Annotated in this window: 24 protein-coding genes and 1 riboswitch; of the genes, 10 read left to right on the plus strand and 14 right to left on the minus strand. The window is 73.8% G+C overall.

Going from position 1 to position 25,263, the window contains the following annotated elements:
• Positions 1 to 96 precede the first annotated feature (96 nt).
• Entirely contained in the window at positions 97 to 753 is a 657-nt protein-coding gene (locus H299_RS39785; protein ID WP_027751531.1) for a hypothetical protein, read from the plus strand.
• Between the two features lie 194 nt (positions 754 to 947).
• Here the strand turns inward: H299_RS39785 and H299_RS0130495 are convergent, their stop codons facing one another.
• Positions 948 to 1,592 (minus strand): AAA family ATPase, encoded by a 645-nt coding sequence (locus H299_RS0130495; RefSeq protein ID WP_051263024.1) that lies wholly within the window; start codon positions 1,590 to 1,592, stop codon positions 948 to 950.
• A 166-nt stretch (positions 1,593 to 1,758) separates the two neighbouring features.
• Positions 1,759 to 1,878, plus strand: a riboswitch (glycine riboswitch).
• 140 nt (positions 1,879 to 2,018) lie between these two features.
• On the opposite strand from H299_RS0130495, the gene gcvT reads away from it, so the two are divergent.
• The 4 genes from gcvT to H299_RS0130515 all read left to right on the plus strand — a co-directional run bounded on the left by gcvT (position 2,019) and on the right by H299_RS0130515 (position 6,505).
• Entirely contained in the window at positions 2,019 to 3,197 is a 1,179-nt protein-coding gene (gene gcvT, locus H299_RS0130500) for a glycine cleavage system aminomethyltransferase GcvT (RefSeq protein WP_027751533.1), read from the plus strand.
• A gap of 129 nt (positions 3,198 to 3,326) precedes the next feature.
• Entirely contained in the window at positions 3,327 to 3,707 is a 381-nt protein-coding gene (gene gcvH, locus H299_RS0130505) for a glycine cleavage system protein GcvH (protein ID WP_027751534.1), read from the plus strand.
• A 28-nt stretch (positions 3,708 to 3,735) separates the two neighbouring features.
• Positions 3,736 to 5,019 carry a serine hydroxymethyltransferase gene (locus H299_RS0130510; protein ID WP_027751535.1) on the plus strand — a complete coding sequence of 428 codons (1,284 nt, stop codon included), beginning with the start codon at positions 3,736 to 3,738 and terminating at the stop codon, positions 5,017 to 5,019.
• Positions 5,020 to 5,122: 103 nt separating this feature from the next.
• On the plus strand, positions 5,123 to 6,505 hold the full coding sequence (locus H299_RS0130515; protein ID WP_027751536.1) for an L-serine ammonia-lyase: 1,383 nt from the start codon (positions 5,123 to 5,125) through the stop codon (positions 6,503 to 6,505).
• 315 nt (positions 6,506 to 6,820) lie between these two features.
• Here H299_RS0130515 and H299_RS0130520 read toward each other — a convergent pair whose 3' ends face one another.
• Both H299_RS0130520 and H299_RS0130525 read right to left on the minus strand, forming a co-directional pair.
• Complete coding sequence (locus H299_RS0130520) at positions 6,821 to 7,633, minus strand: hypothetical protein (RefSeq protein WP_027751537.1); 813 nt, start codon at positions 7,631 to 7,633, stop codon at positions 6,821 to 6,823.
• 19 nt (positions 7,634 to 7,652) lie between these two features.
• Positions 7,653 to 8,267, minus strand: coding sequence for a TetR/AcrR family transcriptional regulator (locus tag H299_RS0130525; RefSeq protein ID WP_027751538.1), 615 nt, complete (start codon positions 8,265 to 8,267; stop codon positions 7,653 to 7,655).
• Positions 8,268 to 8,425: 158 nt separating this feature from the next.
• On the opposite strand from H299_RS0130525, the gene H299_RS37080 reads away from it, so the two are divergent.
• From H299_RS37080 to H299_RS0130540, 3 genes are all read left to right on the plus strand, one after another.
• Positions 8,426 to 8,821, plus strand: coding sequence for a hypothetical protein (locus H299_RS37080; RefSeq protein ID WP_051262993.1), 396 nt, complete (start codon positions 8,426 to 8,428; stop codon positions 8,819 to 8,821).
• Positions 8,822 to 9,162: 341 nt separating this feature from the next.
• Positions 9,163 to 9,408 (plus strand): tautomerase family protein, encoded by a 246-nt coding sequence (locus H299_RS37085; protein WP_037761468.1) that lies wholly within the window; start codon positions 9,163 to 9,165, stop codon positions 9,406 to 9,408.
• A 259-nt stretch (positions 9,409 to 9,667) separates the two neighbouring features.
• Positions 9,668 to 9,871 carry a hypothetical protein gene (locus H299_RS0130540; protein ID WP_027751539.1) on the plus strand — a complete coding sequence of 68 codons (204 nt, stop codon included), beginning with the start codon at positions 9,668 to 9,670 and terminating at the stop codon, positions 9,869 to 9,871.
• A gap of 64 nt (positions 9,872 to 9,935) precedes the next feature.
• Here H299_RS0130540 and H299_RS37090 read toward each other — a convergent pair whose 3' ends face one another.
• Complete coding sequence (locus H299_RS37090) at positions 9,936 to 13,193, minus strand: BTAD domain-containing putative transcriptional regulator (RefSeq protein WP_037761470.1); 3,258 nt, start codon at positions 13,191 to 13,193, stop codon at positions 9,936 to 9,938.
• 228 nt (positions 13,194 to 13,421) lie between these two features.
• Between H299_RS37090 and H299_RS40060 the strand changes: the two genes are divergently transcribed.
• Positions 13,422 to 14,063 (plus strand): helix-turn-helix domain-containing protein, encoded by a 642-nt coding sequence (locus tag H299_RS40060; protein ID WP_051262995.1) that lies wholly within the window; start codon positions 13,422 to 13,424, stop codon positions 14,061 to 14,063.
• Between the two features lie 84 nt (positions 14,064 to 14,147).
• Here the strand turns inward: H299_RS40060 and H299_RS0130555 are convergent, their stop codons facing one another.
• The 10 genes from H299_RS0130555 to H299_RS0130600 all read right to left on the minus strand — a co-directional run bounded on the left by H299_RS0130555 (position 14,148) and on the right by H299_RS0130600 (position 24,249).
• On the minus strand, positions 14,148 to 14,924 hold the full coding sequence (locus tag H299_RS0130555; protein WP_027751541.1) for an SDR family oxidoreductase: 777 nt from the start codon (positions 14,922 to 14,924) through the stop codon (positions 14,148 to 14,150).
• 93 nt (positions 14,925 to 15,017) lie between these two features.
• Complete coding sequence (locus H299_RS37095; RefSeq protein WP_051262996.1) at positions 15,018 to 16,334, minus strand: amino acid permease; 1,317 nt, start codon at positions 16,332 to 16,334, stop codon at positions 15,018 to 15,020.
• Complete coding sequence (locus tag H299_RS0130565) at positions 16,331 to 17,284, minus strand: transketolase (protein ID WP_027751542.1); 954 nt, start codon at positions 17,282 to 17,284, stop codon at positions 16,331 to 16,333. Before H299_RS0130565 ends, H299_RS37095 begins: the two co-directional genes overlap by 4 nt.
• On the minus strand, positions 17,281 to 18,171 hold the full coding sequence (locus H299_RS37100) for a 1-deoxy-D-xylulose-5-phosphate synthase N-terminal domain-containing protein (protein ID WP_486587495.1): 891 nt from the start codon (positions 18,169 to 18,171) through the stop codon (positions 17,281 to 17,283). The genes H299_RS0130565 and H299_RS37100 overlap by 4 nt, the downstream gene beginning before the upstream one ends.
• Complete coding sequence (locus tag H299_RS37105) at positions 18,168 to 20,111, minus strand: M20/M25/M40 family metallo-hydrolase (protein ID WP_078513167.1); 1,944 nt, start codon at positions 20,109 to 20,111, stop codon at positions 18,168 to 18,170. The genes H299_RS37100 and H299_RS37105 overlap by 4 nt, the downstream gene beginning before the upstream one ends.
• A complete protein-coding gene (argC, locus tag H299_RS0130580) occupies positions 20,108 to 21,148 on the minus strand; it encodes an N-acetyl-gamma-glutamyl-phosphate reductase (protein ID WP_027751543.1) in 1,041 nt (346 codons plus the stop codon). Before argC ends, H299_RS37105 begins: the two co-directional genes overlap by 4 nt.
• Complete coding sequence (locus H299_RS0130585; RefSeq protein ID WP_027751544.1) at positions 21,141 to 22,460, minus strand: aminotransferase class I/II-fold pyridoxal phosphate-dependent enzyme; 1,320 nt, start codon at positions 22,458 to 22,460, stop codon at positions 21,141 to 21,143. The genes argC and H299_RS0130585 overlap by 8 nt, the downstream gene beginning before the upstream one ends.
• Entirely contained in the window at positions 22,457 to 23,101 is a 645-nt protein-coding gene (locus H299_RS0130590; RefSeq protein ID WP_027751545.1) for a hypothetical protein, read from the minus strand. The genes H299_RS0130585 and H299_RS0130590 overlap by 4 nt, the downstream gene beginning before the upstream one ends.
• 75 nt (positions 23,102 to 23,176) lie before the next feature.
• Positions 23,177 to 24,061, minus strand: a complete 885-nt coding sequence (locus H299_RS0130595) for a RimK family alpha-L-glutamate ligase (RefSeq protein ID WP_027751546.1) — start codon at positions 24,059 to 24,061, stop codon at positions 23,177 to 23,179.
• A complete protein-coding gene (locus H299_RS0130600) occupies positions 24,058 to 24,249 on the minus strand; it encodes a lysine biosynthesis protein LysW (protein ID WP_027751547.1) in 192 nt (63 codons plus the stop codon). The genes H299_RS0130595 and H299_RS0130600 overlap by 4 nt, the downstream gene beginning before the upstream one ends.
• 300 nt (positions 24,250 to 24,549) lie before the next feature.
• Here H299_RS0130600 and H299_RS0130605 point away from each other — a divergent pair, with 300 nt between their 5' ends.
• On the plus strand, positions 24,550 to 25,092 hold the full coding sequence (locus H299_RS0130605; protein ID WP_158692414.1) for a DOMON-like domain-containing protein: 543 nt from the start codon (positions 24,550 to 24,552) through the stop codon (positions 25,090 to 25,092).
• The last annotated feature ends 171 nt before the right edge of the window (positions 25,093 to 25,263 follow it).

Raw genomic sequence — 25,263 nt, forward strand, 5'->3', positions numbered from 1 at the left:
ATTGGTCACCGGATGCGATCGACCGGTTGCAGTGTGTGGGTTCATCTCGAAAGGTGAGGAATGTTCCCGTTACACCGCAGAGAAAGATATGTCCCCATGCGCGTCAACAAGACGACGTCCCTGGCCCTCGCGGCCACCCTCTCCCTCGGCGGAGTCGGCGCGGCCACCACCGCGTTCGCGGTCGGCCCCCAGCCTGTCTCCCCGTCCGTACAGTCCCCGGCGCCGCTGCCCGGCGCCGGCGACATCGCCGCGCAGAACGACCTGCTGGCGCACACCGGCGGCGTACTCGCCCCGGTCACCGAGCTGATCGGCGCCGTACTGCGGACCCCCGAGGGCAGACTGCCCGCCGCAGCCGCCGAGCAGCACGCCGAGGCGGTCCGGGCGGCGGTCGCCAAGGTCCGGCAGTCGGCCGTCGCGGGCGGCACCGGCGGCCGTGCGGTGGTGGCACCCGCCGCGACCCCCGCCGACCTGGTCTCCCGCGCGGCGGGCGAGTTGCAGGAACAGGCCGACGAGTTGATCAGGGTGTCGGCCCCGGCCTTCCGCACCGCCGGGCAGGACGCCGCGGCCGACGAGCGTCCGGCGGACGTGCGGAAGGTGCGGGCCGAGCTGAAGGCGACGGTGTCGGCCACCGTCGACCTGCTCACCGCAGTCGTGCTCAGCGGCCAGCTGCCCGCACCGGAGCTGGACGGACTGCCCGCGCTGCCCGACGTCTCGGAGAACCAGAGCCAGACCGCGGCGCAGATCCCCGGCTGACCGCTTCCCGGCTGACCGCCGACGCCCCTCGTCGGCCCGGCCCGCGGCCCCGCGGCGCGACCCGCCCGGCCTACGGCTGTCCCCGTACACGGCCCGCCGCTCCCGCGTGGAGGGGCGGGCCGCGTGCACCCGCCGCCGGGCCGGCCGGCCACCCGCCGCCCCGCCCCACGCACCTGCACCTGCACCTGCACCGGTCAGCCGCCCTCGAAGGCCACCCCGCACAGCGCGCCCGCCGCCTCGCGGTCCAGCACCACCACCGAGGCGCACCCCGACGGCATCCGGCCCGCCGCCGCCTCGGCCAGCAGCCTGCCCACCGCCCGCCGGTGCCGCGCGAAGGCGTATCCGGAGACGCCGCGGCCCCGCTCGGCCTGGCCCGCCAGCGCCGTGCGCGCGGGCACGTCCAGCAGCACCAGGTGCAGCCCGCGACCGCGCCGCCGCGCGTCGGCGGCCAGCCAGCGGCGCACCCAGCGCTGCGTACCGCAGTCGTGCACCACCACGCTGGCCCCCGAGGCCAACGCGCCGCGCAGCGCGGCGTAGTGCGCCAGCCGGACCAGCGGACGGTAGATCACGTACGGAATCCAGCGGGGCAGCCGGCGCTCCCAGCGCTCCCGGGTGTCCTGCGAGTCGATCCGGCTGACCGAGTGCTCCACCACCGCGACCGTGCGGCGGATGAGCGTCGACTTGCCGCTGCCGGGCAGCCCCGAGACCACGACCCGGTCGCCGGCGGGGAACAGCAGCGTTCTCGCGGTGGTCGACCCGCGCAGGTCGCGCCCCGCAAGGGGCACCGAGGCCGGTGCGGGCAGTGCGCTCCCGCCCGTCGTCGCGTAGGCGCTGCGCAGGCTCTCCACCTGATGTCCTCCTGTGGCCGTGCCGCTCGTTCGCGGCTACCCACGAGAGTGTCAAGAAAAGGTAATGCGATTCAAGACGATTGCTCGCCGTCCACGCGATCTGCCATGTCCGCGCGGCCCGTGCAATGATGAGGGCGCCAACTCCATACAGGCCGCTTGAATCCGCGCGGGAGAGTCCCCGGTATCACACGTTCGTGTGACAGTTCGTGTGTGCAGGGGCGCCGAAGGAGCAAGATCCTCCCTTGAATCTCTCAGGCCCCGATACCGCGCAGGGCGAGGCAGATCTGAAAAGCGGGCCGTGCGCGGCCCCACCCAAGGTGCAAGCCACCCGTCCGTACGCACGGACTGGTGGCGAACCTCTCAGGTTCCGATGACAGATGGGGAGGACATCCGTGTCACCAGTCCCGGGAGCCTGACATGACTACCCCCAGCACGCCCTCCGGCGGTCCCCGCCGGACCGCCCTCGACGCCACGCATCGCGCGCTCGGCGCGACGATGACCGACTTCGCCGGCTGGGACATGCCGCTGCGCTACGGCAGCGAGCGGGACGAGCACCTCGCCGTACGCGAGCGCGCCGGCCTGTTCGACCTGTCCCACATGGGCGAGATCACGATCAGCGGCCCCCAGGCGGGCGAGCTGCTCGACTACGCGCTGATCGGCAACCTCTCCGCGCTCAAGCCCGGCCGCGCCCGCTACACGATGATCTGCGACGAGCGGGGCGGCATCCTCGACGACCTGATCGTCTACCGGCTGGGCGGATCGGACGCCGCCGCCGCGGCCCAGGAGTACCTGGTCGTCGCCAACGCCTCCAACGCGCAGGTCGTGCTCGACGCGCTGGTCGACCGGCAGGGCGGCTTCGACGCCGGCGTGCGGGACGACCGGGACGCCTACGCGCTGCTCGCCGTGCAGGGCCCGCAGGCCGCGGGCATCCTGGGCAAGCTCACGGACGCCGATCTGGCCGGTCTGAAGTACTACGCGGGCCTGCCGGGCACGGTGGCCGGGGTGCCCGCGCTGATCGCCCGTACGGGCTACACGGGTGAGGACGGTTTCGAGCTGTTCGTCGCCCCCGGCGACGCGGTCGCCGTCTGGGCGGCGCTGACCGCCGCGGGTGAGGGCGCCGGGCTGGTGCCATGCGGGCTCAGCTGCCGGGACACGCTCCGCCTGGAGGCGGGCATGCCGCTGTACGGGCACGAGCTGACCACGGCGACGACCCCGTTCGACGCCGGGCTGGGCCGGACGGTGAAGTTCGAGAAGACGACGAACGGCGGCCGTTTCGTGGGCCGCGAGTCGCTGGAGGCCGCCGCCGAGCGGGCCGCCGCCGCTCCCCCGCGCAAGCTGGTCGGCCTCGTCGCCGAGGGCCGCCGGGTGCCACGTGCGGGCTATCCGGTGGTCGCGGCCGGTGCCGGCGGCGGGAGCACGGTGATCGGCGAGGTCACCTCGGGCGCCCCCTCCCCCACGCTCGGCAAGCCGATCGCCATCGCGTACGTGGACGCGGCACACGCCGAGCCGGGCAGCGACGGCGTCGCGGTGGACATTCGCGGTACTCATGAGCCGTACGAGGTCGTCGCGCTGCCGTTCTACAAGCGCCAGAAGTAGCCGGACGCCGGCGCACCGGCAGGCGCCGGCACCGGCGAAGCGCCGTCCGAGACCGTACGCGGGAGCCCCTCGCGGGGCCCCCGGCCGCCCGCCCGTACCCACCGATCACCCATCCAGGAGAATTGCCCCATGAGCAACCCCCAGCAGCTGCGCTACAGCAAGGAGCACGAGTGGCTGTCGGCCGCCGATGACGGCGTCTCGACAGTCGGGATCACGGCGCACGCCGCCGACGCCCTCGGCGACGTGGTCTTCGTCCAGCTTCCCGAGGTCGGTGCGCAGGTCACCGCCGAGGGCACCTGTGGCGAGCTCGAGTCGACGAAGTCGGTCAGCGACCTCTACTCCCCGGTGACCGGTGAGGTCACCGCGGTCAACGAGGACGTCGTCAACGACCCGTCGCTGGTCAACTCCGCCCCCTTCGAGGGCGGCTGGCTGTTCAAGGTGAAGGTGGACGGTGAGCCGGAGGGCCTGCTCTCCGCCGACGAGTACGCCTCCTTCGCCGCCGGAAACTGAGCACCCGCCCTCCCACCAGGAAGACCTCATGACTCTTCTGAACAGCTCCCTCCACGAGGTGGACCCGGACGTCGCCGCCGCCGTCGACGCCGAGCTGCACCGCCAGCAGTCCACCCTCGAGATGATCGCCTCCGAGAACTTCGCCCCGGTCGCCGCCCTGGAGGCCCAGGGCTCCGTCCTGACCAACAAGTACGCCGAGGGGTACCCCGGCCGCCGCTACTACGGCGGCTGCGAGCACGTCGATGTCATCGAGGACATCGCACGTGACCGGGTGAAGGCCCTCTTCGGCGCGGAGGCGGCCAACGTGCAGCCGCACTCCGGCGCCTCCGCCAACGCCGCCGCGATGTTCGCCCTGCTCAAGCCGGGCGACACGATCATGGGCCTGGACCTGGCCCACGGCGGGCACCTCACGCACGGGATGCGGATCAACTTCTCCGGCAAGCTCTACAACGTGGTGCCCTACCACGTCGACGCCGACAGCAGCCTGGTCGACATGGAGGAGGTCGGCCGCCTCGCGCGGGAGCACCGGCCGCAGATGATCATCGCGGGCTGGTCCGCCTACCCCCGCCAGCTGGACTTCGCCGCCTTCCGCGCCATCGCGGACGAGGTCGGCGCGCTCCTGATGGTCGACATGGCGCACTTCGCCGGGCTGGTCGCCGCGGGGCTCCACCCCAGCCCCGTGCCGTACGCCGACGTGGTCACCACCACCACGCACAAGACGCTCGGCGGCCCGCGCGGCGGCGTGATCCTGTCCCGGCAGGAGCACGCCAAGAAGATCAACTCGGCGGTCTTCCCCGGCCAGCAGGGCGGTCCGCTGGAGCACGTGATCGCCGCCAAGGCGGTCTCGTTCAAGATCGCGGCGAGCGACGAGTTCCGGGAGCGCCAGCAGCGCACCGTGGAGGGCGCGCGCATCCTCGCCGAGCGCCTGACGCGGCAGGACGCGGTGGACGCGGGCGTCTCCGTCCTCTCCGGCGGCACGGACGTGCACCTGGTCCTGGTCGACCTGCGCGAGAGCGAGCTGGACGGGCAGCAGGCCGAGGACCGGCTGCACGAGGTCGGCATCACCGTCAACCGCAACGCGGTGCCGAACGACCCGCGTCCCCCGATGGTCACCTCCGGGTTGCGCGTGGGCACTCCCGCCCTGGCCACCCGGGGCTTCGGGGCCGAGGACTTCGCCGAGGTCGCCGACATCATCGCCGAGACCCTCGGCGCCGGTTTCGACGAGGCGAAGGCGAAGACACTGGCCGAGCGCGTCGCCACGCTCGCCGCGAAGCACCCGCTCTACCCCGGCCTGAGCGCGAAGAACGCGTAGGCCGCACGGGCGCCCCGGCCCCCCGCCGGGGCGCCCCGCACCGCACCTGCGCCCCCTGCCCTGCCCCCACGCCCGCCCCCGCCCGAACGCCAGGGAGCGACCCATGGCCCTCTCCGTCTTTGACCTCTTCTCGATCGGCATCGGCCCGTCCAGCTCCCACACGGTCGGCCCGATGCGCGCGGCACGGATGTTCGCCCGCCGCCTCAAGAACGAAGGCGTACTGGCGCACACCGCGTCCGTACGGGTCGAGCTGTTCGGCTCGCTCGGTGCCACCGGGCACGGCCACGGCACCCCCAAGGCCGTCCTGCTGGGCCTGGAGGGGCACGCGCCCGCGACCGTCGACGTCGAGCAGGCGGACGCGTGGGTGCGCCGTATCCGGGAGACCAAGCGGCTGCGGCTGCTGGCCGAGGAGATAGGGGACAGCCACGAGATCGACTTCGACGAGTCGCGCGAACTGATCCTGCACCGCCGGCGCTCCCTGCCCTACCACGCCAACGGCATGACGCTCTTCGCCTACGACCCCGCCGGCACCCCGCTGCTGGAGAAGACGTACTACTCGGTCGGCGGCGGCTTCGTGGTGGACGAGGACGCGGTCGGCGAGGACCGCATCAAGCTGGACGACACCCCGCTGACCCACCCCTTCCGCACCGGCGACGAACTGCTGCGGCTCACCCGCGAGACGGGCCTGTCCATCTCGGGGCTGATGCTGGAGAACGAGAAGGCGTGGCGCACCGAGAGCGAGATCCGCCGCGAACTGCTGGAGATCTGGCGCGTCATGCAGGAGTGCGTGGCCCGCGGCATGGGTCAGGAGGGCATCCTGCCCGGCGGCCTCAAGGTCCGGCGGCGGGCCGCCAACTCGGCTCGGCAGTTGCGGGCCGAGGGCAACGCCGAGGCGCACGCCATGGAGTGGATCACGCTCTACGCCATGGCGGTCAACGAGGAGAACGCGGCCGGCGGTCGCGTGGTGACCGCCCCCACCAACGGCGCGGCGGGGATCATCCCGGCGGTGCTGCACTACTACACGAACTTCGTGCCCGGCGCCGACGAGGACGGCGTGGTCCGCTTCCTGCTGGCGGCGGGTGCCATCGGCATGCTCTTCAAGGAGAACGCCTCCATCTCCGGCGCCGAGGTCGGCTGCCAGGGCGAGGTCGGTTCCGCGTGCTCGATGGCGGCGGGCGGCCTCGCCGAAGTACTGGGCGGTGCGCCGGAGAAGGTGGAGAACGCGGCCGAGATCGGCATCGAGCACAACCTGGGCCTCACCTGCGACCCGGTCGGCGGCCTCGTCCAGATCCCCTGCATCGAGCGCAACGGCATGGCCTCGGTGAAGGCCGTGACGGCCGCCCGCATGTCCCTGCGCGGCGACGGCCGCCACCACGTCTCGCTGGACAAGGCGATCAAGACGATGAAGGAGACCGGCGCGGACATGAAGGTCAAGTACAAGGAGACGGCCCGCGGCGGCCTCGCGGTCAACGTCATCGAGTGCTGAGCGCGGTGCGCCTTCCGGCAGGCACACCGCCTCGGCGCCGACTGCGCTGACCACCGGGCTTCCAGCGGCCGGTGCCGATCATGCGTGACGCCGGTGACCCCGCCCGGGTCAGGGGCGTCGGCTGGCTGGAGCCGCTACGCGGCAAGTTGAGCAAACTCGCCGGGCTGGACCGGTTGCGCGAACTGCCCGGCGGACGCTCGCGGATCACACCGCAGGCACGGACGACACTCGTGAAGAAACAAGCAGTTGACGAGCTGTCAGGCTGGCTCGCGCCACTCGGCGGCGCGAGTCGGCGCTCGGTGCCGTACGGGCGGGCTACGCGGGTCGCGCCCGTGCGGGCGAGTTCACGTCCAGCCCCCACAGCAGGCCCCGCCCTTCCGTGGTCGCGCGCCGCGCGAGGGCGCGGAGGGAGGCGAGCAGCAGCGGGCAGCCGTTCCCGTCGGTGCACGCCCCTGACCCGGCGGCACGGGCGTGCTCGGTCTCGGGAGCGGTCGCCTCGGCCGGCGGCCGGGGTACGCCGTCGAGCACGGCGGCCAGCAGCCACGTCTCGTCCGGGTCGAGCCAGCCGTAGATGCCCTCGACGCCGTCGACGGCGGCCTGCCGCCAGGCGTCACCCCGGCTCTCCAGCCATTCCAGCAGGGTGCCGACGTCCGGATCGTGCCTCAGGACCTCCGGGGCTCCGGCACAGGCGAGGAGGGAACCGGGCAGCGTCGCGTTTCCCATGAAGACGCCGCCGCCCACGCATGTCGCCTCGACGGCCAGTTGGAAGAGGGCGCACAGCGCCGGCCAGCCGTCGCGGTCCGGCGGCGGCGCGCCCCCGTCCCCGGCCGGGGGCACCAACTGGCCCGCCCCGGGCCGCGGTCGACGCTTGGGGCGGGACGCGGGACGCGGGTACAACTCCGCGGGCAGCTCGCCCGCGAGATCGCGCTCGGCCATCAAGCCGGAGGTGAGGCCCCGGAGGTACGGTGTGAAGCGCGGGAAGGGCGTGGCCCGTACCTGCCCTCCGCTCCACAGCGCTTCCCAGGCCGGTTCGACCGCCCCGTCGGCGTGCAGCCGCCGCATGGCCGGTACGACTTCCTCCTGGTACCGCCGGTGGTCGAAGAGGTACAGACCGGCGTCGACAATCATCGTGCTGCCTTCCCCGCCATCAGGGCGCGCCGGGCGGAGCCAGGGCACGCATCACGTGGTCGACGAGAGTCGCGATCTCCTCGCCGCTGTGCAGGTCCCCCTGGTGGAGGAGCAACCGGTAGTAGACCGGCCCGTACAGCAGCTCCATGGCCAGTTCGGCGTCCGCTTCGGGGTGGATCTGCCCCAGCGCCCGGGCCCGGGCCAGGCGGGCGCGCGCCTCGTCGGCCCGCGGCTGGATCAGCTCCTCGTCCAGGCCGCGGGCCAGCGCGGGGTCGTGCTGGGTGTCGGCGATCAGCCCGCTCAGCGCGCGGCCGGTGCGCTGGTCGGCCAGCAGGCCGCGCAGCAGGCCCTCCAGCTGCGTCGCCAAGTCCTCGCGCAGGTCCCCCGTGTCGGGGAAGCCGGCGGCGGGATTGGCGGCGTCGTCCACCGCCTCCAGGACGACGGCGCCCTTGGAGGGCCACCAGCGGTAGATCGTCTTCTTGCTGACGCCCGCCCGGGCGGCGATGGCCTCGACGGTCACCGGGCCGTACCCCTGCTCCTCGCACAGGTCCAGGGCGGCGTCGAGGATCGCGCGGCGGCTCTTCTCGCTGCGCCGCCGGGGGTCGGGCTGCTGAAGTCCGCTCTGCTCGGGCATGGCTCCAGCGTACTACGGAAACGACACGGGTCGTGTTGACAAATGCAGGTCCGGGCGCGCAGACTCCCTGACAGAGAAACGACACGATACGTGTCGTGTGATGAAGGCTGCCTGTGCAGGTCCGAGGCAGCCGTCCGGACGAGCGGGAAGGTCGCCCCATGCAGCGCTTCATCGACAAGGCCGTCCTCGTCACCTGGCGTGGTTCCGGGAGCGGCAGGGCCGTGGCCGAGGGGCTCGCGGCCGAGCGGCGGCCGTCGTCCCCGGCGCCCGTGAGGGCGATGCCGCCGAGCCGGCCCGGGCCGCCGTCGCCGAATGCGGGAGCCTGGGCGGGGCGTTCGGCGATGTGGGCGGCCCGAGCGCCTGCGGCCCGCTGCCTGAGATCCCCGGACAGCGCCTGGCGTGAGGACCTGGGCGGCGGCCTGGGCGGCGGCCTGAGCGGCGTCTTCTACCGGCTCAAGCACCCGATACCGGCGGTTCTCGCCGCCTGCGGCAGAGCGGTGGTCGACCACGCCTCCCGCCTCGGCGCCACCGGCTCGCCTGCGGTCGTCCCGTAGTACGTGGCCGCCAGGCACGGCGTGGTCGGGGTGCCCGGAGCGCCGCGCGGGAGCACCGCAAGCCCGGCGTGCGGGCGCCGCGCCGGCCGTCGGCGGCAGGAACACCTCCGGGTGGGGCGGTCCGGCCGGGCCGCTACCGAGGAACGCGGCCCGGCCGGAACAGGAAGTCCGACGCGGATGGCGCCGCCGTACGTGCGCCGCGGGACTCGGGGAGGAACGGTCCGGGAACAAGGGCGGGGACGGTGGCGGGCAATCCGGACCAGGCTCTCGCCTCGGTCCGCCGTCGCGGCGGATACGGATCAGCACCGTCCGTCGCCCCACGCCCCATGAGGAGCCTCATCATGCCTGTGATCACCGTCGACTGGCGGCAGGGGAACGACCAGGAGCGCCGGACGAACCTCGCGTCCGAACTGGCCGCCACCGCCTCCCGGGTGACCGGCTGCTCCCTCGAAGAGGTGACCGTCATCGTGCGGGACTGCGAGCCCGGCCACCCCTCGGGCGCGCGGGAGGAGGACCTCCCCGGTGCCGTGCACCCGGAGGCGAACGGCTTCGACGAGATGCGGCTGGGGCAGGGAAGCCCCTGGTGAGCCGTGCCGGCGGGCCCCGCTCCGGACCCGGGCCCGGAGCCGGACCCGCCGCGCCTGCCCGCCGCCCCCGTACCGACCGCGCGAGCCGCTGCGCGGGCGTACGGGAGGAGCCGGTGTGCCGGGTCCGCCGCCGAGCGGGCCCGGTTCCCGCCGGATTCCCGCACCCGGGGTATCCGGGCGGTATCGAGCCCGTACTCGTCCGGGAACGACTGCCGACAGGTTGATGGCTGTCGCAAGTCATTCAACGAGGGGGCACCAGATGAACAGCATGCGGTACAAGGCGGCCGGGGTTCTCACGACGGTCGTGCTCGCGGCCTCCGGAAGTGTCGCGGCGCAGGCGGTGTGGGGGCACACGGCGGGCAGCGGCCGGCACGCGGCGGGCCAGGTGCTCGCTTCCGGCGAGGGACCGGCGATCGTGGCGCCGACCCCGGGCTCGGGCGAGGGCCCGGCCTTCGCGAACTGAGCGGGTTGCCCGCGGCGGTGGCCCGAGCGGGCACCACCCGCACCGCGCGCACCTCACGTCGGGGTCAGGCGTCGCGGTGCTCGGCCGCCGGAGCGTTCATGGCGTTCAGCAGCTGGGCCGCCTCGGCCCGGCGGGCGTCGGCGGCAGCGTCCTCGCCGAGCGCCGCCAGCACCTCGGCCGTCCCCTTCAGGGCGCGCGCCATCTCGATGCGGTAGCCCATCGCCGAGGCGATGCGGTGCGCTTCGCAGTGCAGTTCCCGCGCTTCCTCGTAGTCGCCGCGCAGCAGGCGGAGACCGCCGAGGATGTTCCAGACGGCCGCCTGCCTGATCGGGGCGCAGCTGCCGCGGGTCAGCTCCAGCGCCTGCGCCGCGTGCGCCGCCGCCCGTTCGAGCTCCCGCCGGCCGTGCCACACCTTGGCGGAGAGGGCGAAGACGAGTGCGCTGTCGCCCAGCGGCGCCGCTTCGTCGCACAGCCCAAGGGCCCGGTCCAGGCAGCCGCGCGCGTCGTCGTCCCGGCCGAGGCCGAGAAAGGCGAGGGCGAGGTCGGTCAGCGCGACGATCTCGTTCTCCCGGGCGCCGATGCGCTGGTTGAGTTCGACGGAGCGCTGAGCGGCGGCGGCAGCCTCGGCGTACCGGCCCATGTGCTCGAAGAGGGAGCTGAGGTTCGTCAGTGACTCGGCCTCGGCGCGCGGAGCGCCCAGCTCCCGTTTGATGGCTATGGACTGCTCCAGGTGCGGCAGCGCTTCGTCGAACCGGCCCAGCGTGGCCAGCAGCAGCCCGAGCATCCCGGTGCTCTTCGCCTCGCCCCGCTGGTCCCGCAGCCGCACCGACAGCTCCAGGCTCTCCTGCGCCATGGTGAGCCCCTCGACGAACCTGCCCAGCTTCCAGTCCGCGACGGCCAGGTTGGACAGGCTCAGCGCCAGCAGGTACTGGTTTCCCACCTCCCGGGAGGCGGCGACGCCGATGCCCGCGACCTCGCGGAACTCCTCGAAGCGCCCCCGGCCGTCGAGTTGGAAGACGACGTTGCGGGCGAGTTCCGCGGCATGCCCGTGCAACGCGCGGCGGCGCGCGAGCGTGACGGCCGCCAGCAGGTTCTCCTCCTCCCGGTCCAGCCACTGCCGCCCCCGTACGGGGCTGCGCAGCGCGGGCAGCGCGGCGGCGGCGCGCGGGGCGTCCTCCGGTGCCCGGCTGAACGGGGCCCGCCCTCGGAACGCGAGGTCGCAGGCCGCTTCCGTGGCGGCCACGTAGTAGTCGAGCAGCCGCTCCACCGCGTGCTGGTCGACTTCTGACGGGTCCTCGCCCGCCTGGCCCCGGAGCCACTTGGCGAAACTGCGCACCAGGTCGTGGAAGACGTAGCGGCCGGTCTCGTACTGCTGCATGAGGTGCGTGTCGAGGAGGTGTTCGAGGACGTCCTCGGCCGCGCCGGGGTCGGTGCCCAGCAGCGCGGCGGCGCAGTACGGGTCGAACTCCACACCCGGGTGGCTGTCGAGCAGCCGGAACGCGGCCTGGTGCGTCGGGCTGAGGCCCTCGTACGTCAGGTTCAGGGTGGCGGTGACGCCGCGGGTACCCGAACGCAGCTCGTCCAGCCGCCGGGTCTCGTCGCCCAACCGCTCCACCAGGTACTGCACGGTCCACCGGGACCGGTTGCGCAGCTTGGCCGCGGCGATCCGCAGCGCGAGGGGTAAGTGGGCGCAGAGTTCGACCAGTTCGGCGACGGCCTGCGGTTCGGCGGCCGTACGCTCCTCCCCCAGCATGCGGGAGACCAGCGCCGTGCTGTCCTCCGGGGGCATCCCGCCGAGGGAGATCCACTCGGCGCCGTCCAGGTCGATCAGCCGGGCGCGGCTGGTGATCAGTACGAGGGCGTCGGCGGACGCCGGGAGCAGCGGCTGAACCTGGGCGCTGTCGATGGTGTTGTCCAGGAACAGCACCAGCCGGTACTGCTTCACGGTGGTCCGCCACAGCGCGATGCGGCCCGCCTCGTCGTCCGGAATCCGCTCGCCGGGGACGTCGAGCATGCGCAGGAGTCCCTCGGCGACGGCGCCGGGAGGCAGGGGTGCCTCGCCGGGGGTGTGGCCGCGCAGGTCGAGGTAGAGGTGCGCGTCCGGGTACTGGCCGGCCAGCCGGTGGGCGACCCGGTTGGCGAGCGAGGTCTTGCCGCTCCCGCCCATCCCGTCGATCGCCATGATGCGGGCGCCGCGCCGGCCGTCGGGCCCGTCCGGGTCGGACAGCAACTGCTCCAGCTCCCGGTCACGGCCGGTGAAGTCGGGCAGGTCGTACGGCAGCGTGCAGCGGTGCGGTTCGTGGGACGGCCCCGACGCCAGGACGACGCGGGCGCCGGCGGACGGGGCGTGCGACGCGGGGTCAGCCGCGGTGCCGGCCGCGGTGCCAGCGGCGGCACCGGGCCCGGCGTCGGCCGGTGCGTCGGCTGCCAGGTGAGCCGCGGGGCGGGCTGCGGTGTGCGCGCCGGTCCCGGCGCGGGCTGCGGCTGCGTCAGGGGCGGGCTCGGTACCGGCCGGGGGCGGACCGGCCGGTACGGCTCTTCGCCTGCGGCGCGGCGGAGTGGCGAGTTCGGGACTGTTGCGCAGGATTCCCTCGTACAGCGCGGTCACCCGCCCGTCCGGGTCCACGCCCAGTTCGTCGGCGAGCAGTTTGCGTACGCGGGTGTACTCCGCGAGGGCCTCGGACTGGCGCCCGGAACGGTAGAGCGCCAGCATCAGCTGCCCGCACAGGGTCTCCTGGAAGGGATGCGCCGCGACCAGGTCGCGCAGGTCGCCGACCAGATCGCCGACCTCGCCGAGGCCCAGCCGGAGTTCGAAGAACAGCTCCAGGGCCGCCAGCCGCCGGTCCTCCAGGGCCGCCGAGGCCGCCGCGATCACCGAGCCGCCGGAGCCCACGAGCACCGGCCCGCGCCACAGCGCCAGAGCCTCGCGCAGGGTGTCGACCGCGGCTTCGGGGAGGTCGTCCGCCGCCTGTTCGCGGGCCACACGGACCAGGTCGAAGAAGGCGGTCAGGTCCAACTGGCCCGGCTCGACGGCGATCCGGTAGCCCGGCCCCTCGGTGACGATCAGGGCCCGGCCGCCGGGGATGCGGCGCCGCAGTTCGGCGACGGCCTTGCGCACCTGGTGCGCGGCGGTGGCCGGCGGCTCCTCGTCCCACACGGCCTCGACCAGCCGGCTGACCGGCAGTACGCGGTCCGGGGAGAGGAGCAGCGCGACCAGAACCCGTTCCTGCACCAGCCCGCCGGAGGGCAGTTGCACCCCGTCGCTCGTCAGACACTCAAGGCTTCCGAGGATGTTGAACCGGGCCAGCCGCACTTCCCGCACGTTCCCCCTTCACGCCGCTCAGAGGTGCCCCCGCGACCACGCGCACGCCGCCCTGCGCGGATTTCATTTAACCACCGGGGCGGGTGCGCACAGTGAGTGACTTCCCGGACACTTTCGCGGGGCAGGTACCGGAACGGGACCGGGGCGGGAGTGCGCCGCCGCAGTCTGCACCTCAGGAGGGCGGGGTGCTCGGACCCCGCCCGCACGTCCCCCACGACGGGAGCAGCGATGAAGTACCTGGTGGAACGGCGGCTGCGGGACGGTGCCCACCTGCGACGCACCCGGCCCCGGCACCACTCGTACTGGCGGCGGATGGCCCGGGACCGGGTCCTGCTCTACGGCGGGGTCTGGGCCGAGGGGCCCGGCGACACCCTGATCGTGCAGGTGGACGACGCCACCGCGCTGCGCCGCTTACTGGGCGGCGATCCGTACGTGCACGAGAGCCTGGTGGTGGACATCCGCACACGCCAGCTCGGCGACGGGCCCAGCTGGCACCACGCCGGGCCGCCGGAGCGGCCGTCCCACGCGGGGCCGTCCCACGCGGGGCCGGGCACGTCGGCGGGAGGGGGCAACGCGGCGTTCACCGCCGTCGGCACGGGCACGGGCCCGGGCCCGGCAGGAGGACCGGCGACGGCCGCCGCCGTGCGGGACCGGGCCGCCGCGCCGCCGCTCGCCGACGAGGCGCTCAGCGCCCACGAGTCGCGGATCAGCCGCATGATGCTCGACGGCATGACCAACCGCCAGATGGCCGCCTGCCTCGGCGTCAGTTCGCGGGCGGTGGAGCAGCACATCACCAGGATCTACCGCAAGCTCGCCATCAGCCGCCGCGCCCAGCTCGCCGTCGCGCTGCACGGCCGCCCCGCCGCGTAGAGCGGCCGTGCACGCGAGCGGCCGTGGCCCGGCGGGTCCGGAGAGACCGGCCGGGCCCGGGCCGCTCGCGGCGCGGCGGAACGCTCACAGCAGACCCCGGGTGGCCCCGCCGTCCACCGGCAGGACCGTTCCCGTGATCGCCCCGGCGGGCGCGGACGCGAGGAAGGCGGCGGCGGCGCCGACCTCCTCCGGTTCCGCGAGCCGGCCGATCGGGATGTCCGCGCACAACCCCTCGATGCCGCCGTCGAGTTGCTCGGCCCACGCCTGGAGCGTCGGCGTACGGGTCATGCCGGGGGCGAGCACGTTCACCGTGACCGACCCCTCGCCGAGCGAGGCGAGTTCGTGCACCAGCGACTTGGCGTAGCCGACGACCGCCGGGCGGAAGGTGTTGGACAGCGCCAGCCCCTCGATCGGCTGCTTGGCGGAGAGCGAGGTCACGAACAGCACCCGCCCGTAGCCCGCCTGGCGCATGCGCGGCAGCGCCGCGCGGCTGAGGGTGACGGCGGAGAGCAGGCTCAGCTCGACCGCCGTCCGGTAGTCCGCGACGCCGAACCGCCCGGCGCCCCCTTCCGCGGGGCTCCCGGCGTTGGCGACCACCACGTGCGGTCCGCCGAACCGCTCGGCCACCTCGCCGACCCAGCCCTCGAGGGCCGCGTGGTCGGTCACATCCACGGCCGCGCCGTGCACCGGGCTCCCGCCCTCCTTCTCCAGCAGGGCCACCGCCTCCCGCAGCCGGTCCGCGGAACGTCCGCAGACCGACACCGCGGCGCCCTCCGCGGCCAGCCGGCGGGCGACCGCCAGCCCGATACCGCTCGTCCCGGCCGCCACCATCGCGACCCGTCCGCTCAACCCGAGATCCATCGGTACATCCCTCCAGCCGCCGCGTGCACGCTTCCGCTCTCCGCTCTTCCCCTGCCCCGGGCCCGGCATGTGCCAGGCCCGGCCCGGCGTGTGTCAGACCGTGTCCGCCACCTCCGCGACCTGGACCTGCGGCGTACGGGGCGCCCGCGCCGGAGCCGGTGCGGCCGAACGGCGCCGCGACGTCCGCACGGACCAGCCGACGGCCACCGCGCCCAGCACCAGCGGAAGCAGCAGGAACCACCCGGAGAAGACCAGGACGACCGTCATCACCACGGCCGCCAGCACCGCGCCCCACCACACCGCGCTGCCGCGCGGCAGCAGCCGTACGCCCGCCAGCAGGCCGGCCACGGTGACCGCGATGAAGCAGGCCGAGGCCGCCAGCATGACCGGCCCGAGCTGCGTACCGGTCACCAGCACGAAGAGGCAGACCAGGGAGCTGAGCCCGAACAGCAGCGCCAGGCTCCGGCGCGGCACCTCGCCCGGACGGTGGCCCTTGGCCAGGGCGGCGGGCAGTACGCCGTCCCGCGCGAGGGCCGCACCCAGCCGGGAGGCCCCGGCCAGGTAGGCGTTCATCGTGCCGAAGGTCAGCAGCAGGGCCATCACCGCGGTGACGGCGGAGGCCGCGGAGCCCGTGCCCTGCTGGAGCAGCAGCGTCAACGGCGCGCTGGTACTGGCGAGTTCGGGGCCGAGTACGAGCACGCAGGTCAGCGCGAGGCCCAGGTAGAGCACGGCGATCACCGCGAGCGTCATCAGGGTGACCCGCCGCAGGTCCCGCGCCGGGTCGCGGAACTCGCCCGAGAGATGGGTGACCGCCTCCCAGCCCGCGAAGGTGAAGAAGAGCAGGCTGGCCGCCGCTCCGACGGCGCCCAGGCCGTGCGGCGCGAACGGGGTCAGGTTCTCGGTGCGGGCGTGCGGCAGCGCGGTGATCACCGCGATCAGCAGCAGCACCGCCAGCAGTCCGACCAGGATCAGCTGGAGGCGCCCGGAGATGCGCAGCCCCACGGTGTTGCTGCCGAACGCGGCCAGCAGCAGCACCGCGGCCACCAGGAGCGTCACGCGCTGGCCGCCGCCCAGGGTGTGCGCCACGTACTGGCCGCCGACGTAGGCCGTGGCCGGCGCCCCGGCGGGCAGCGCGAAGTAGAACCAGTAGCCGACCGCTCCCGAGGCGCGCGGCCCGAACGCCTTGGAGACGAAGGTGGCCACGCCGCCGCTGTCGGGGTAGCGGGCGCCGAGCGCGGCGAAGCTGGTGGCGACCGGCACGCAGAAGACCAGCAGCGCCAGCCAGGCCAGCAGCGAGGCGGGTCCGGCCACTTCGGCGGCCAGGGCGGGCAGGGCGAGGATGCCGGCGCCCAGGATCGCCCCGACGTAGATCGCGGTGCCCTGTGCCAGTCCGATCCGGTGGTTGCTCATGGCCTTTCCTCCCTCTGGGCCGGAGTGCTCCCCGGCCCTTCCGCGTCGGGCGCCAGGGCCCTCCACAACGCCGCCTCGTTGAGGCCGAGTTCGTCCAGTACCTGTTCGTGGCTGCCGCCGTGCACCGGCCAGCTCTCGCCCGCGTTGAGCGACCGCACCTCCCTGCCGGGGAGCAGCAGGGCAAGAGCGGAGGCGACACTGCCGGCCGGCCGGTGCTCCTCGACCACGACGAACCGGTCGTAGCGTGCCGCCAATTCGGCGGCGGCCCGCTCCAGGTGCGGCTGGTCGACGAAGCACAGGTGCGCGTGCGGCAGGTCCGCCCGTGCCCGGCGCACCGCCAGGCAGAGGCCGGTGCCGACCTCGCCGACGGACACCAGGCAGGTGCCGCCCCGGACGGCGCCCGCGTCGTCCCAGTTGACGACGGGCGCTTCGGTGCCCTCCCAGGGGAGGCTCACCGGGGCGGCGTTCCGGCCGGTGCGGATGTAGTGCGGCTGCCCGGAGCGCGCGGCCCGCCGGACGACGGCCCGCATCTCCTCCTCCCCGTACGGGGCGGCCACCGTCACGCCGGGGATGGCGCGCAGTACGGCGAAGTCCTCCAGGCAGTGGTGCGTGGTGCCGAACCAGCCGCCGGAGACCCCCGCGTACGGCGCCACCACGGTGACCCCCGCGCCCAGGTAGCCCAGAGCGAGCTTGAGGCTCTCGGCGGCCCGCAGCGCGGCGAACGGCGCGAAGGTGGAGACGAAGGGCCGGTAGCCGCCCTCGGCCAGCCCGGCGGCCATGTCGATCATCGCGCCCTCGGCGATCCCGACGTTGAAGAAGCGGTCCGGGAACCGGTCGGCGAAGGGGTGGGCACGGCCGCCGAGGTCGGCCTCCAGGCACAGGATGCGGGGGTCGTCGGCGGCGAGGGCGGCCAGCTCGTCGCGGTAGGCGGTGCGTCCGGGCAGCGTCATCGCACGATCCTCTTCCAGGCGGCGGCGCGGGCGGCGTCGATGGTCACGTAGTGGGAGGCGGCCTTGCCCTCCACCGGGCGCAGGCCCTTGCCCTTGACGGTGTCGGCGAGGACGGCCAGCGGCCGGTCAGCTCCGCGGCGGTCCGGCTCGAAGACCTCCCGCAGCGCGGCCACGTCGTGGCCGTCCACCTCGCGGACCTCGAAGCCGAACGCGCCGAAGCGCGCGGCCAGTTCGGGGGCGGGGGAGATGTCCGCGACCATGCCGTCGTTCTGACCGCCGTTGCGGTCCACCACGAGGACCAGGTTCCCCACCCGCTGGGCCGCCGCGACCTGGCAGGTCTCCCAGACCAGGCCCTCCTGGAGTTCGCCGTCGCCCAGGACGGCGATGCCCAGCCCGGGGGTGCCCGCCAGCCGTCGGCTCAGCGCCCAGCCGAGCGCGTACGGGGCGCCGTGGCCGAGGCTCCCGGTGGGGAAGCGGACGCCCTGCACGCTGGGGCCCGGGTGGCCGGTGAAGTGGTGGGTCGCGGCGCCGTAGTGGGCCACCGGGGACTCGCCGAGGATGCCGGTGACGTGCAGCGCGGCGTACAGTCCGGCGGCGGCGTGGCCCTTGCTCAGTACGACCTCGCTGTCGTCGTCGGCGGCCGTGCGGTCCAGGGCGGCGATCAGGATGTCCATCACCGACAGGCTCCCGCCGAGGTGGCAGCCGGTCGGGGTGGCCGCCATGTCGATCACCAGCCGGCGGGCGGCGAGGGCGCGTGCGCGGAGTACGGAGGCCGACGGAGCGGCGGGCGCGAGCGCGAGCGGCCTGACCGGCGGAGCCGGGGCGGCCGGGGCGAAGGGCGTCAGGACGAGGCCGGGGCGGACGGCCTCCGGGACGGAGGTGGTCACCGGGCACCTCCCCGGGCGTGCGCGCGGTCCTGACCGGCCGGGGCGGCCGGAGTTGCCGGGGCGGCCGGGGCGGCCAGGTCGAAGAAGGCGGTCAGCGCCTCCCGCAGTACGGCGCGGCCCCGGCGGTACTCGGCGGCGCCGATGTGCTCCTCGGCCGTGTGGTCCAGCGCCGCGTCCCCCGGCCCGTAGGCGACCATGGGGACGCCGCGCCAGGTCGTCGCCAGCGTGTTCATGTCCGAAGTACCCTTCTTCAGCAGGAATCGGGGGCGGATGCCCTTGCGGTTCAGCGCCCGGCCGAACGCCTTGGCCAGCGGGGTCGCGCGGCCTCCGGCGTAGCCGGGGGTGGCCCGCAGGACGGTGAGCGTGACGTCCTCGCCGGCCGCGTCCTCGGCCGCCGCGCGCAGCGCGTCCAGGTCGGCCATCGGCGGCACCCGGAAGTTGAGGATCGCCGTCGCCGTCTGGCTCTCCGCGCCGGCGGAGCTGGCGAGGTCGATGACCGCGCTCAGCGCCTCGTCGGCCTCCTTCAGCACCGCCCCCCGGATGCGTGCCAGGGCGTCGGTGAGGTGGTCGGGCGCGGAGCGGGCCTGGAAGCCGGCCGAGTGACCGCTGCGTACGGTCACGGTCACCCGCAGCTTGAAGAGGCCGAAGTAGCCGAGCGTCAGGGCGCCGGAGCCGCTGGGTTCGCCCACCACGACGGCGTCGGCCGGGTAGTGGTCGCGGGCGTGGAAGGCACCCTTGGAGGAGGAGACCTCCTCCTCCACCGCGCCGACGACGCGCAGCCGCCAGCCGTCCGGGACCGTCGCGTCCGCCAGCGCCTCCAGGAAGGCGACCAGCGACCCCTTGGCGTCCACGCTGCCGCGCCCGTGCAGTACGGCGTCCGGCCCGTCCGTTCCGTCCGGCCCGGTGGCGGCCTCCCAGCGCACCGGCCAGTGGAACGGCACCGTGTCGGCGTGCCCGAGCAGCAGCAGGGTGCGCGGCCCCTCGCCGCGCTCGGCGACCAGGTTGCCCGCCTCGTCGGCCCGTGCCTCGATGCCGCGCTCCCGGCACCACCCCACCAGGTACCGCACGACCTCGTGCTCGTCGTACGAGGTGGAGGGGATCTGCGTCGCCCGGCTCAGCAGCGCGAGGTCCTCCGCGGGCTCACCGGCCGCCCAGAAGCGGGTCCAGCCCGCGGGGTCGTCCATGGTGTGCGGTCCGGTCACCGCGACGTCGGCGGTGCCGCGCAGGCCCAGTTCCGCGGCGCGCACCTTCTGCTTCATCCGGCCGCCCGCGTACGCGCCGGCGGTGCCGGGGAAGGCGTCGCGCAGCGTGGACGCCGGGTCTGCGGGGTCGGTGAGGATTCCGGCGGTCCCGGTGACCAGGCGCAGGTGGTCGGCGTCCAGCGCGTTCGCCAGGGTGGCGGCGAGCACGTCGGCGTCGACGTTGAGGTCGCTGCCGCCCTCGGTGTCGCGCACCGGCGGGGAGAGGCAGACCACGTCGTAGGCGTCCAGCAGGACGGCGAGGCGCTGGGCGTCGACCGCGGCCACCGTGCCGGCGCGGTGGTCCCGTACCACCTTGGAGCGGCCGTCCTCGGTGACCCGCAGCGGCTTGTTGACGGTCCCGGTGACCAGCCCGTCGTGTGCGGCGAGGCGGGTGAGGACCCGCAGGCCGTGCGCGGTCAGCCCGGCCTCGACGTCGGGCAGGGTCACCTGGAGGTAGGCGTCCGCGATGTGCGGCATCTCCCCGGGCGGGCAGTAGCGCACGGTGTCACCGTTGCGCAGGGTGAGGGAGGGCATCGTGCGGCCGAGGTGGCCGTAGTGGCGTGCGATGCCCTCGGCCCCGCCGGCGACGACCAGGACGCGGGCGCCCCGGCCGTGCACGGCGGCGATCTCGGCGAAGATCGCCGGATGCAGCAGGGTGCTGCTGCCGACCTTGATGACGTACAGCGGGCGCGCGCTCACGGGGTCACCGCCGTGAAGGGCAGGGCCGTGGACTCGTCGAATCCGTGGACGAGGTTGAGGGTCTGCACGGCCTGTCCGGCGGCGCCCTTGATCAGGTTGTCGATCGCGGTGACGGCCACGTACTGGTCGCCGCGGACGGCGACCGCGACCTCCGCCATGTTGGAGCCCACCACGCTCTTGAGCATCGGGAAGTCCGCCGGAGTCCTGAGCTGGGAGCGCGCCTTGACAAAGGGGCTGCGCGCGTAGGCGGTGCCGTAGGCGCGCTTGACGTCGAGCCGGGAGACGTCCGGGCGCAGCAGCCCGTAGGCGGAGACCAGGATGCCCCGGGAGACGTCCAGGCTGAAGGTGGAGAAGCGCAGTTCGGGCGCGCGGCCGGCGAAGGTGCGCAGCGCCTGGGCGATCTCCGGGGCGTGCCGGTGTCCGTAGGGCTTGTGCACCCGGAAGTTGCCGATCCGCTCGGCGGGGTGCTCGGTCGACTTGTTGCCGCTGCCGCTGGCGCCGGTCTTGGCCTCGACGACCACGTCTCCGGCCGCCAGTCCGGCGGCCACCATGGGCTGGAGGGCGTAGAGCGTGGAGACGGCCATGCAGCCGGGCAGGTTGAGGAACCGGGCGTCGCCGGGCGGGGGTGAGAACTCCGGTACGAAGTACTCGAAGGCGTCGGTCCACTCCGCCGACTGCGGGTAGTGCAGGGCGGCCTGGCCGGGGTCGGTGAGCCGGAAGTCCCCGGCCAGGTTGATCACCCGCCCGGCCCGCTCGGAGAGCTTGGGCATCAGCGGGGGCAGTGAGCCGGTGGGCAGGCACGCGAAGGCCACGTCGACCTCGTCGCACGCCTCCAGCGGGCCGAAGCGCAGCCGGGCGGCGCCGGGGTGGTTGCGGATGCCGGGCAGCACGGAGGAGATGAGGTGCCCGCTGTTGCGCTCGGAGGAGAGGTAGGCGAGTTCGACGCGCGGGTGTCCCAGCAGCAGCCGGACGAGTTCGCCGCCGGTGTAGCCACTGGCGCCGAGCACCGCCACGCGTATGCGGTCGTTGTCAGCCAAGGCGGGCCGCCTTCTCGTAGGGCCGCACGTACTCGCGTGCGGCGACCAGCTTGCGGATGGCGTCGGGGCGTGCGGCGACCTTGCGGAAGGCGTCCGCGTAGCGGGTGACCCGCTCGTACTCCACCGGGGAGCGCAGTTCGCGGCAGAGCACGACGGTGCTCTCCAGCATCGCGGCGATGTGCGGGAAGTCCGACGGCCGGTGGTCGCGTACCGCCGCCGGGTTGAGGGTGAAGGGGTAGCCGTTGCCGAAGCCGGTGCGCTCCTGGAACGGGAGGTGGCAGGGGATCGGCGTGTTCTGCCACTCGCGGGCCGGCACGCCCTCGGCGGTGAGCAGTTCGTGCACCGCCTCCTTGACCGCCCACACGGGCAGGTCCGCCAGGCCGACCGCCTCCGGGGCCAGGCCGATCCGGTACATGTTGTAGGCGTGGGTGTGGCCCTGTGGCACGTGCGGCGGGGTGAACAGCCCGGTCTCGCGCAGCGCTGCGGCCAGCAGACGGGCGTTCCGCGCCCGGATCGCGTCGTAGTACGGCAGCCGCTTGAGCTGGGCGGCCCCGAACGCCGCGGCGACCCAGGACATGCCGTAGTCGATGCCGTTGCGGTCCAGGAAGTCCGCGGCCCGCTGGTGGGCCTCGTCGCTGCCGAAGAAGGCGATGCCGCCCTCGCCGCCGAGGGGGAAGTTCTTGTCCGCCATCAGGCTCTGGCCCGCGGCGTCCCCCAGGGAGCCGCACACCTGGTCGCCGATCTTCGCGGAGTGCGCGTGCGAGGCGTCCTCCACCAGCGCCAGCCCGTGCCGGTCGCCGACCTCGCGCAGGGCGGCCAGGTCCGCGGGCAGCCCGTGGACGTGGACGGGCATGAGCACCCGGGTGCGTTCGGTGACCGCCGCCTCGGCCGCCTCGGCCGACATGCAGTACGTCAGCGGGTCGACGTCCACGAAGACCGGCACCGCCTTGGCGGCGACCACGGCCTGCGCGGTGGCGATGAAGGTGAACGCGGGCACGATGACCTCGTCGCCGGGCCGCACGCCGGCGCCGATCAGCGCCAGGTGGAGGCTCGAGGTTCCGCTGGCGGTCGGCAGGGCGCGGTGCGCGCCGACGTAGGACCGGTACTCCTCGGCGAAGGCGGCCACGACCTTGTCCGGGTCGGACCGCTGCGCGAGCAGCATGGTGAAGACGTCCTCCTTGGTGATCACCGGGAAGACGGTGCGCCGCACCTCTTTGGGGATCATCGCCGCGCCGCCGAACTCGGCCAGTTCGGCCGTGATCTCGTCCGGGTCGGGCAGGGCCAGCGGGGAGGCCGGGAAGTCGGTGATCATCGGGGGGTGCCTCCGGTCGTCGCGGGCGTACGGGAGCCGGCCTGCGCGAGTGCCATCCGGGCGCACGCGGCGACCAGGGGGCTGAGCCGGTAGTTGAACTGCACGCCCGGCGCCATCCCGGGCTCGGCCTCCTCCTGCGTCCACATGGTCCGCAGGTCGAAGGCGCCGAAGATCTTCAGCCGTTCGGCACGGGCCCAGATCCGCTCGTCGTCGGTGAGCACCGCTGCCGCGGGCCCGAAGCCGAGACCGGTGAGGTCGACCACCAGGGCGGGCGCGGCGGACTGTGCGGCCGACCGGGCGAGGTCGCCGGCGTTCTCGGGGGTGAGCGTCAGCAGGTCGAAGGCGGGTGCGGAGGCGGGCGCGGGGGCCTCCTGGACGCCGAGCCAGCCGACGAACGCGCGGAGGCGGTCGCCGAGCCCGGCGGGCAGCACGGCCTGGTCGCCGTGGCCGATGCCCTGGCCGGTCAGCGCCGCGTGCACGGCGGCGCTCCGGCTGTTGACCAGGACCGCTTTGAGACGTCCGCTCCGCTTCGTCAGAAACCGTTCCAGCGAGGGCAGTTCCTTGTCGTTCTTCTCGATGCTCATCACGATGCCGGAGGTCAGGACCCGGGTCAGGACGAGCGCGGTGTCGTGCGCTTCCATGAGCGTCTCCTCGATCTGTGAGTGGCACTTCCCGGCGGCCCCGCACGGGGTGGCGCGGTGGAGTGGGGTGCCGGTTCAGACGGCGAGCGCCGGGCGGGCCGCGTCCAGCAGCCCGACGACGTGGCGTGCGTAGAGTCCGGCGACGTCCACCCCGTGCGTCTCGGACGAACGGGCGAACTCGGGGTTGGCGTTGACCTCCAGGACCGTCATCTCGCCGGTGCGCCGGTCCTCCATCATGTCCACGCCGTAGAAGCCGGGGCCGAGCGCGGCGACGGCCTGGGCGCACAGCCGCCGCATGCCGCCGGTGAGGTCGACCCGCTCGACCTGGGCGCCGAGGTGGGTGTTGGTGCGCCAGTTGTCGGACTTCCGGCGGATGGCGACGACGGGTTCCTCCCCGACGACCACGACGCGCAGGTCGTGCCCCGGCTTCTCGACGTAACGCTGCACCAGGACGGGGAAGAGCTTCCCCGCCGCGTCCGCGGACTCCCGTCCGCCGGTCCATGCCTCCAGTTCCTCCTCGTGGGAGAGGCGGGTCACCCCGCGCCCCCAGGAGCCGGAGACGGGCTTGACCACGACGGGCCAGCCGAAGCCGGTCGCGATCTGGTGCACCTGCTCGTAGGTGAACGCGTGCCGGGTCGCCGGGTGCGGGATGCCCAGCCGGGCGAACAGCAGGGCTTGCAGGCCCTTGTCGTTGCAGAGTTCGATCGCCGAGGCGCTGTTCAGCGTGGGGACCCCGGCCTGTTCCAGGCGGCGGGCGGTGCCGATGGCCTCGCGGTGCGACAGGTTGCGCAGGACGGTCAACCGTGGCCGCTGCCCCTCGTCCGCCAGGACCTCTGCCAGGTCGGGTGGGAGGACCGGACGGGCGGTCAGCCCCTGGGCGCGCAGGGCGTCCAGGAGCCGACGCTCGTCGGGGCGCAGCACCGTCACCGACAGCAGGACATCGGTGGCTGCGGTGCTCATTCGCCCCAGTCCTCCTCGACCTCGGGGGCCAGGGAGACCTCGTAGCCGCTCTCCGACGCGCTGGTCAGCTCGTGCTCCTGACCGCACGTGCCGCACTCGAGGATCTCGCCCTTCTCCGATCCGCTCTCGACGTCCAGGGCGCTGTCACATACAAGGCACGCTACGGTCGTGGTGACGATGGTCGGCATGCTTTACCCTTCCGTTCGGTTTCTGCGGGGAAGTCCGCCGCAGCGCGGTCCGGTCCTGGTGGGTCCGGCCGCTGCTCCGGTACTCACGAAGTTAGGTTCAGCGGGCCGCGGGCGCACTACGGAACTACGTACCCGGCGGCTGCCGCCGTCTTCGCGGCAGGAGCCCCGGCGAACGCCGATATCCGTCAGCAGGACGCGGCCCGGTGCGGCGTGCATGCACACGGGCGGGATATCCGGGCACGGAAGTCGACGCGGTCCCGGCCCGGCGGAGGGAATTCCCGGCCGGTAGAATCCCGCGCCATGTCCTTACGTTTTCCGTGCAGTGTCCCGCTGAAGCCCTTCTCTCCTCCCCCGGCCGGCCTCGTGCGCGCGCTCGACGTGCGCCTCACCGAACCGGCTCCGGGAATTCTGGTCCTGCGGTACGTGCTGGACGCGGATCTGTCCCGGCTCCGCATACCGGTCAGCCGTACGCCCCGCCGTGCGGACGGGCTGTGGCAGCACACCTGTTTCGAGATGTTCGCCCGCCGGGCCGCGGGTGCTCCGGCCTACTACGAGCTGAATGCCTCGCCGTCCACGGAATGGGCGTTGTACGCGTTCGAGGATTACCACGAGAACCTGGACCGGGTGAATCCGCGGCAGCCTCCCGAAATCCGTGTCGCGCGTGCGGAGGACCGCCTGGAGGTCGAAGTACGCGCAGACCTCCGCGGGCTGCCGTACGCGGGCGGGATGACGCCGGCCGCCGTGGTCGAGGACGACAGCGGCGAACTCAGCTACTGGGCGCTGAAGCACGCGGGGCCGAAGCCCGATTTCCATGATCCCGCCGGTTTCCTCCTCAAGCCGTGAATGCGTGAGCCATGAATCCCGTAACGTCCCCCGTGCACACGGAGGGCCGCCCGGGGCGGGGCGGACGAGGTGAGCCGCGCCAGGCGCGTGCGGGTCTCCTGCCCGGCCCGGTGCCCACTCGCCCAAGCGGTGCCGGCGAATCCGCGACACCGCGTGATCTGGGGGGTTCAC

Source organism: Streptomyces sp. CNH287 (assembly GCF_000424825.1).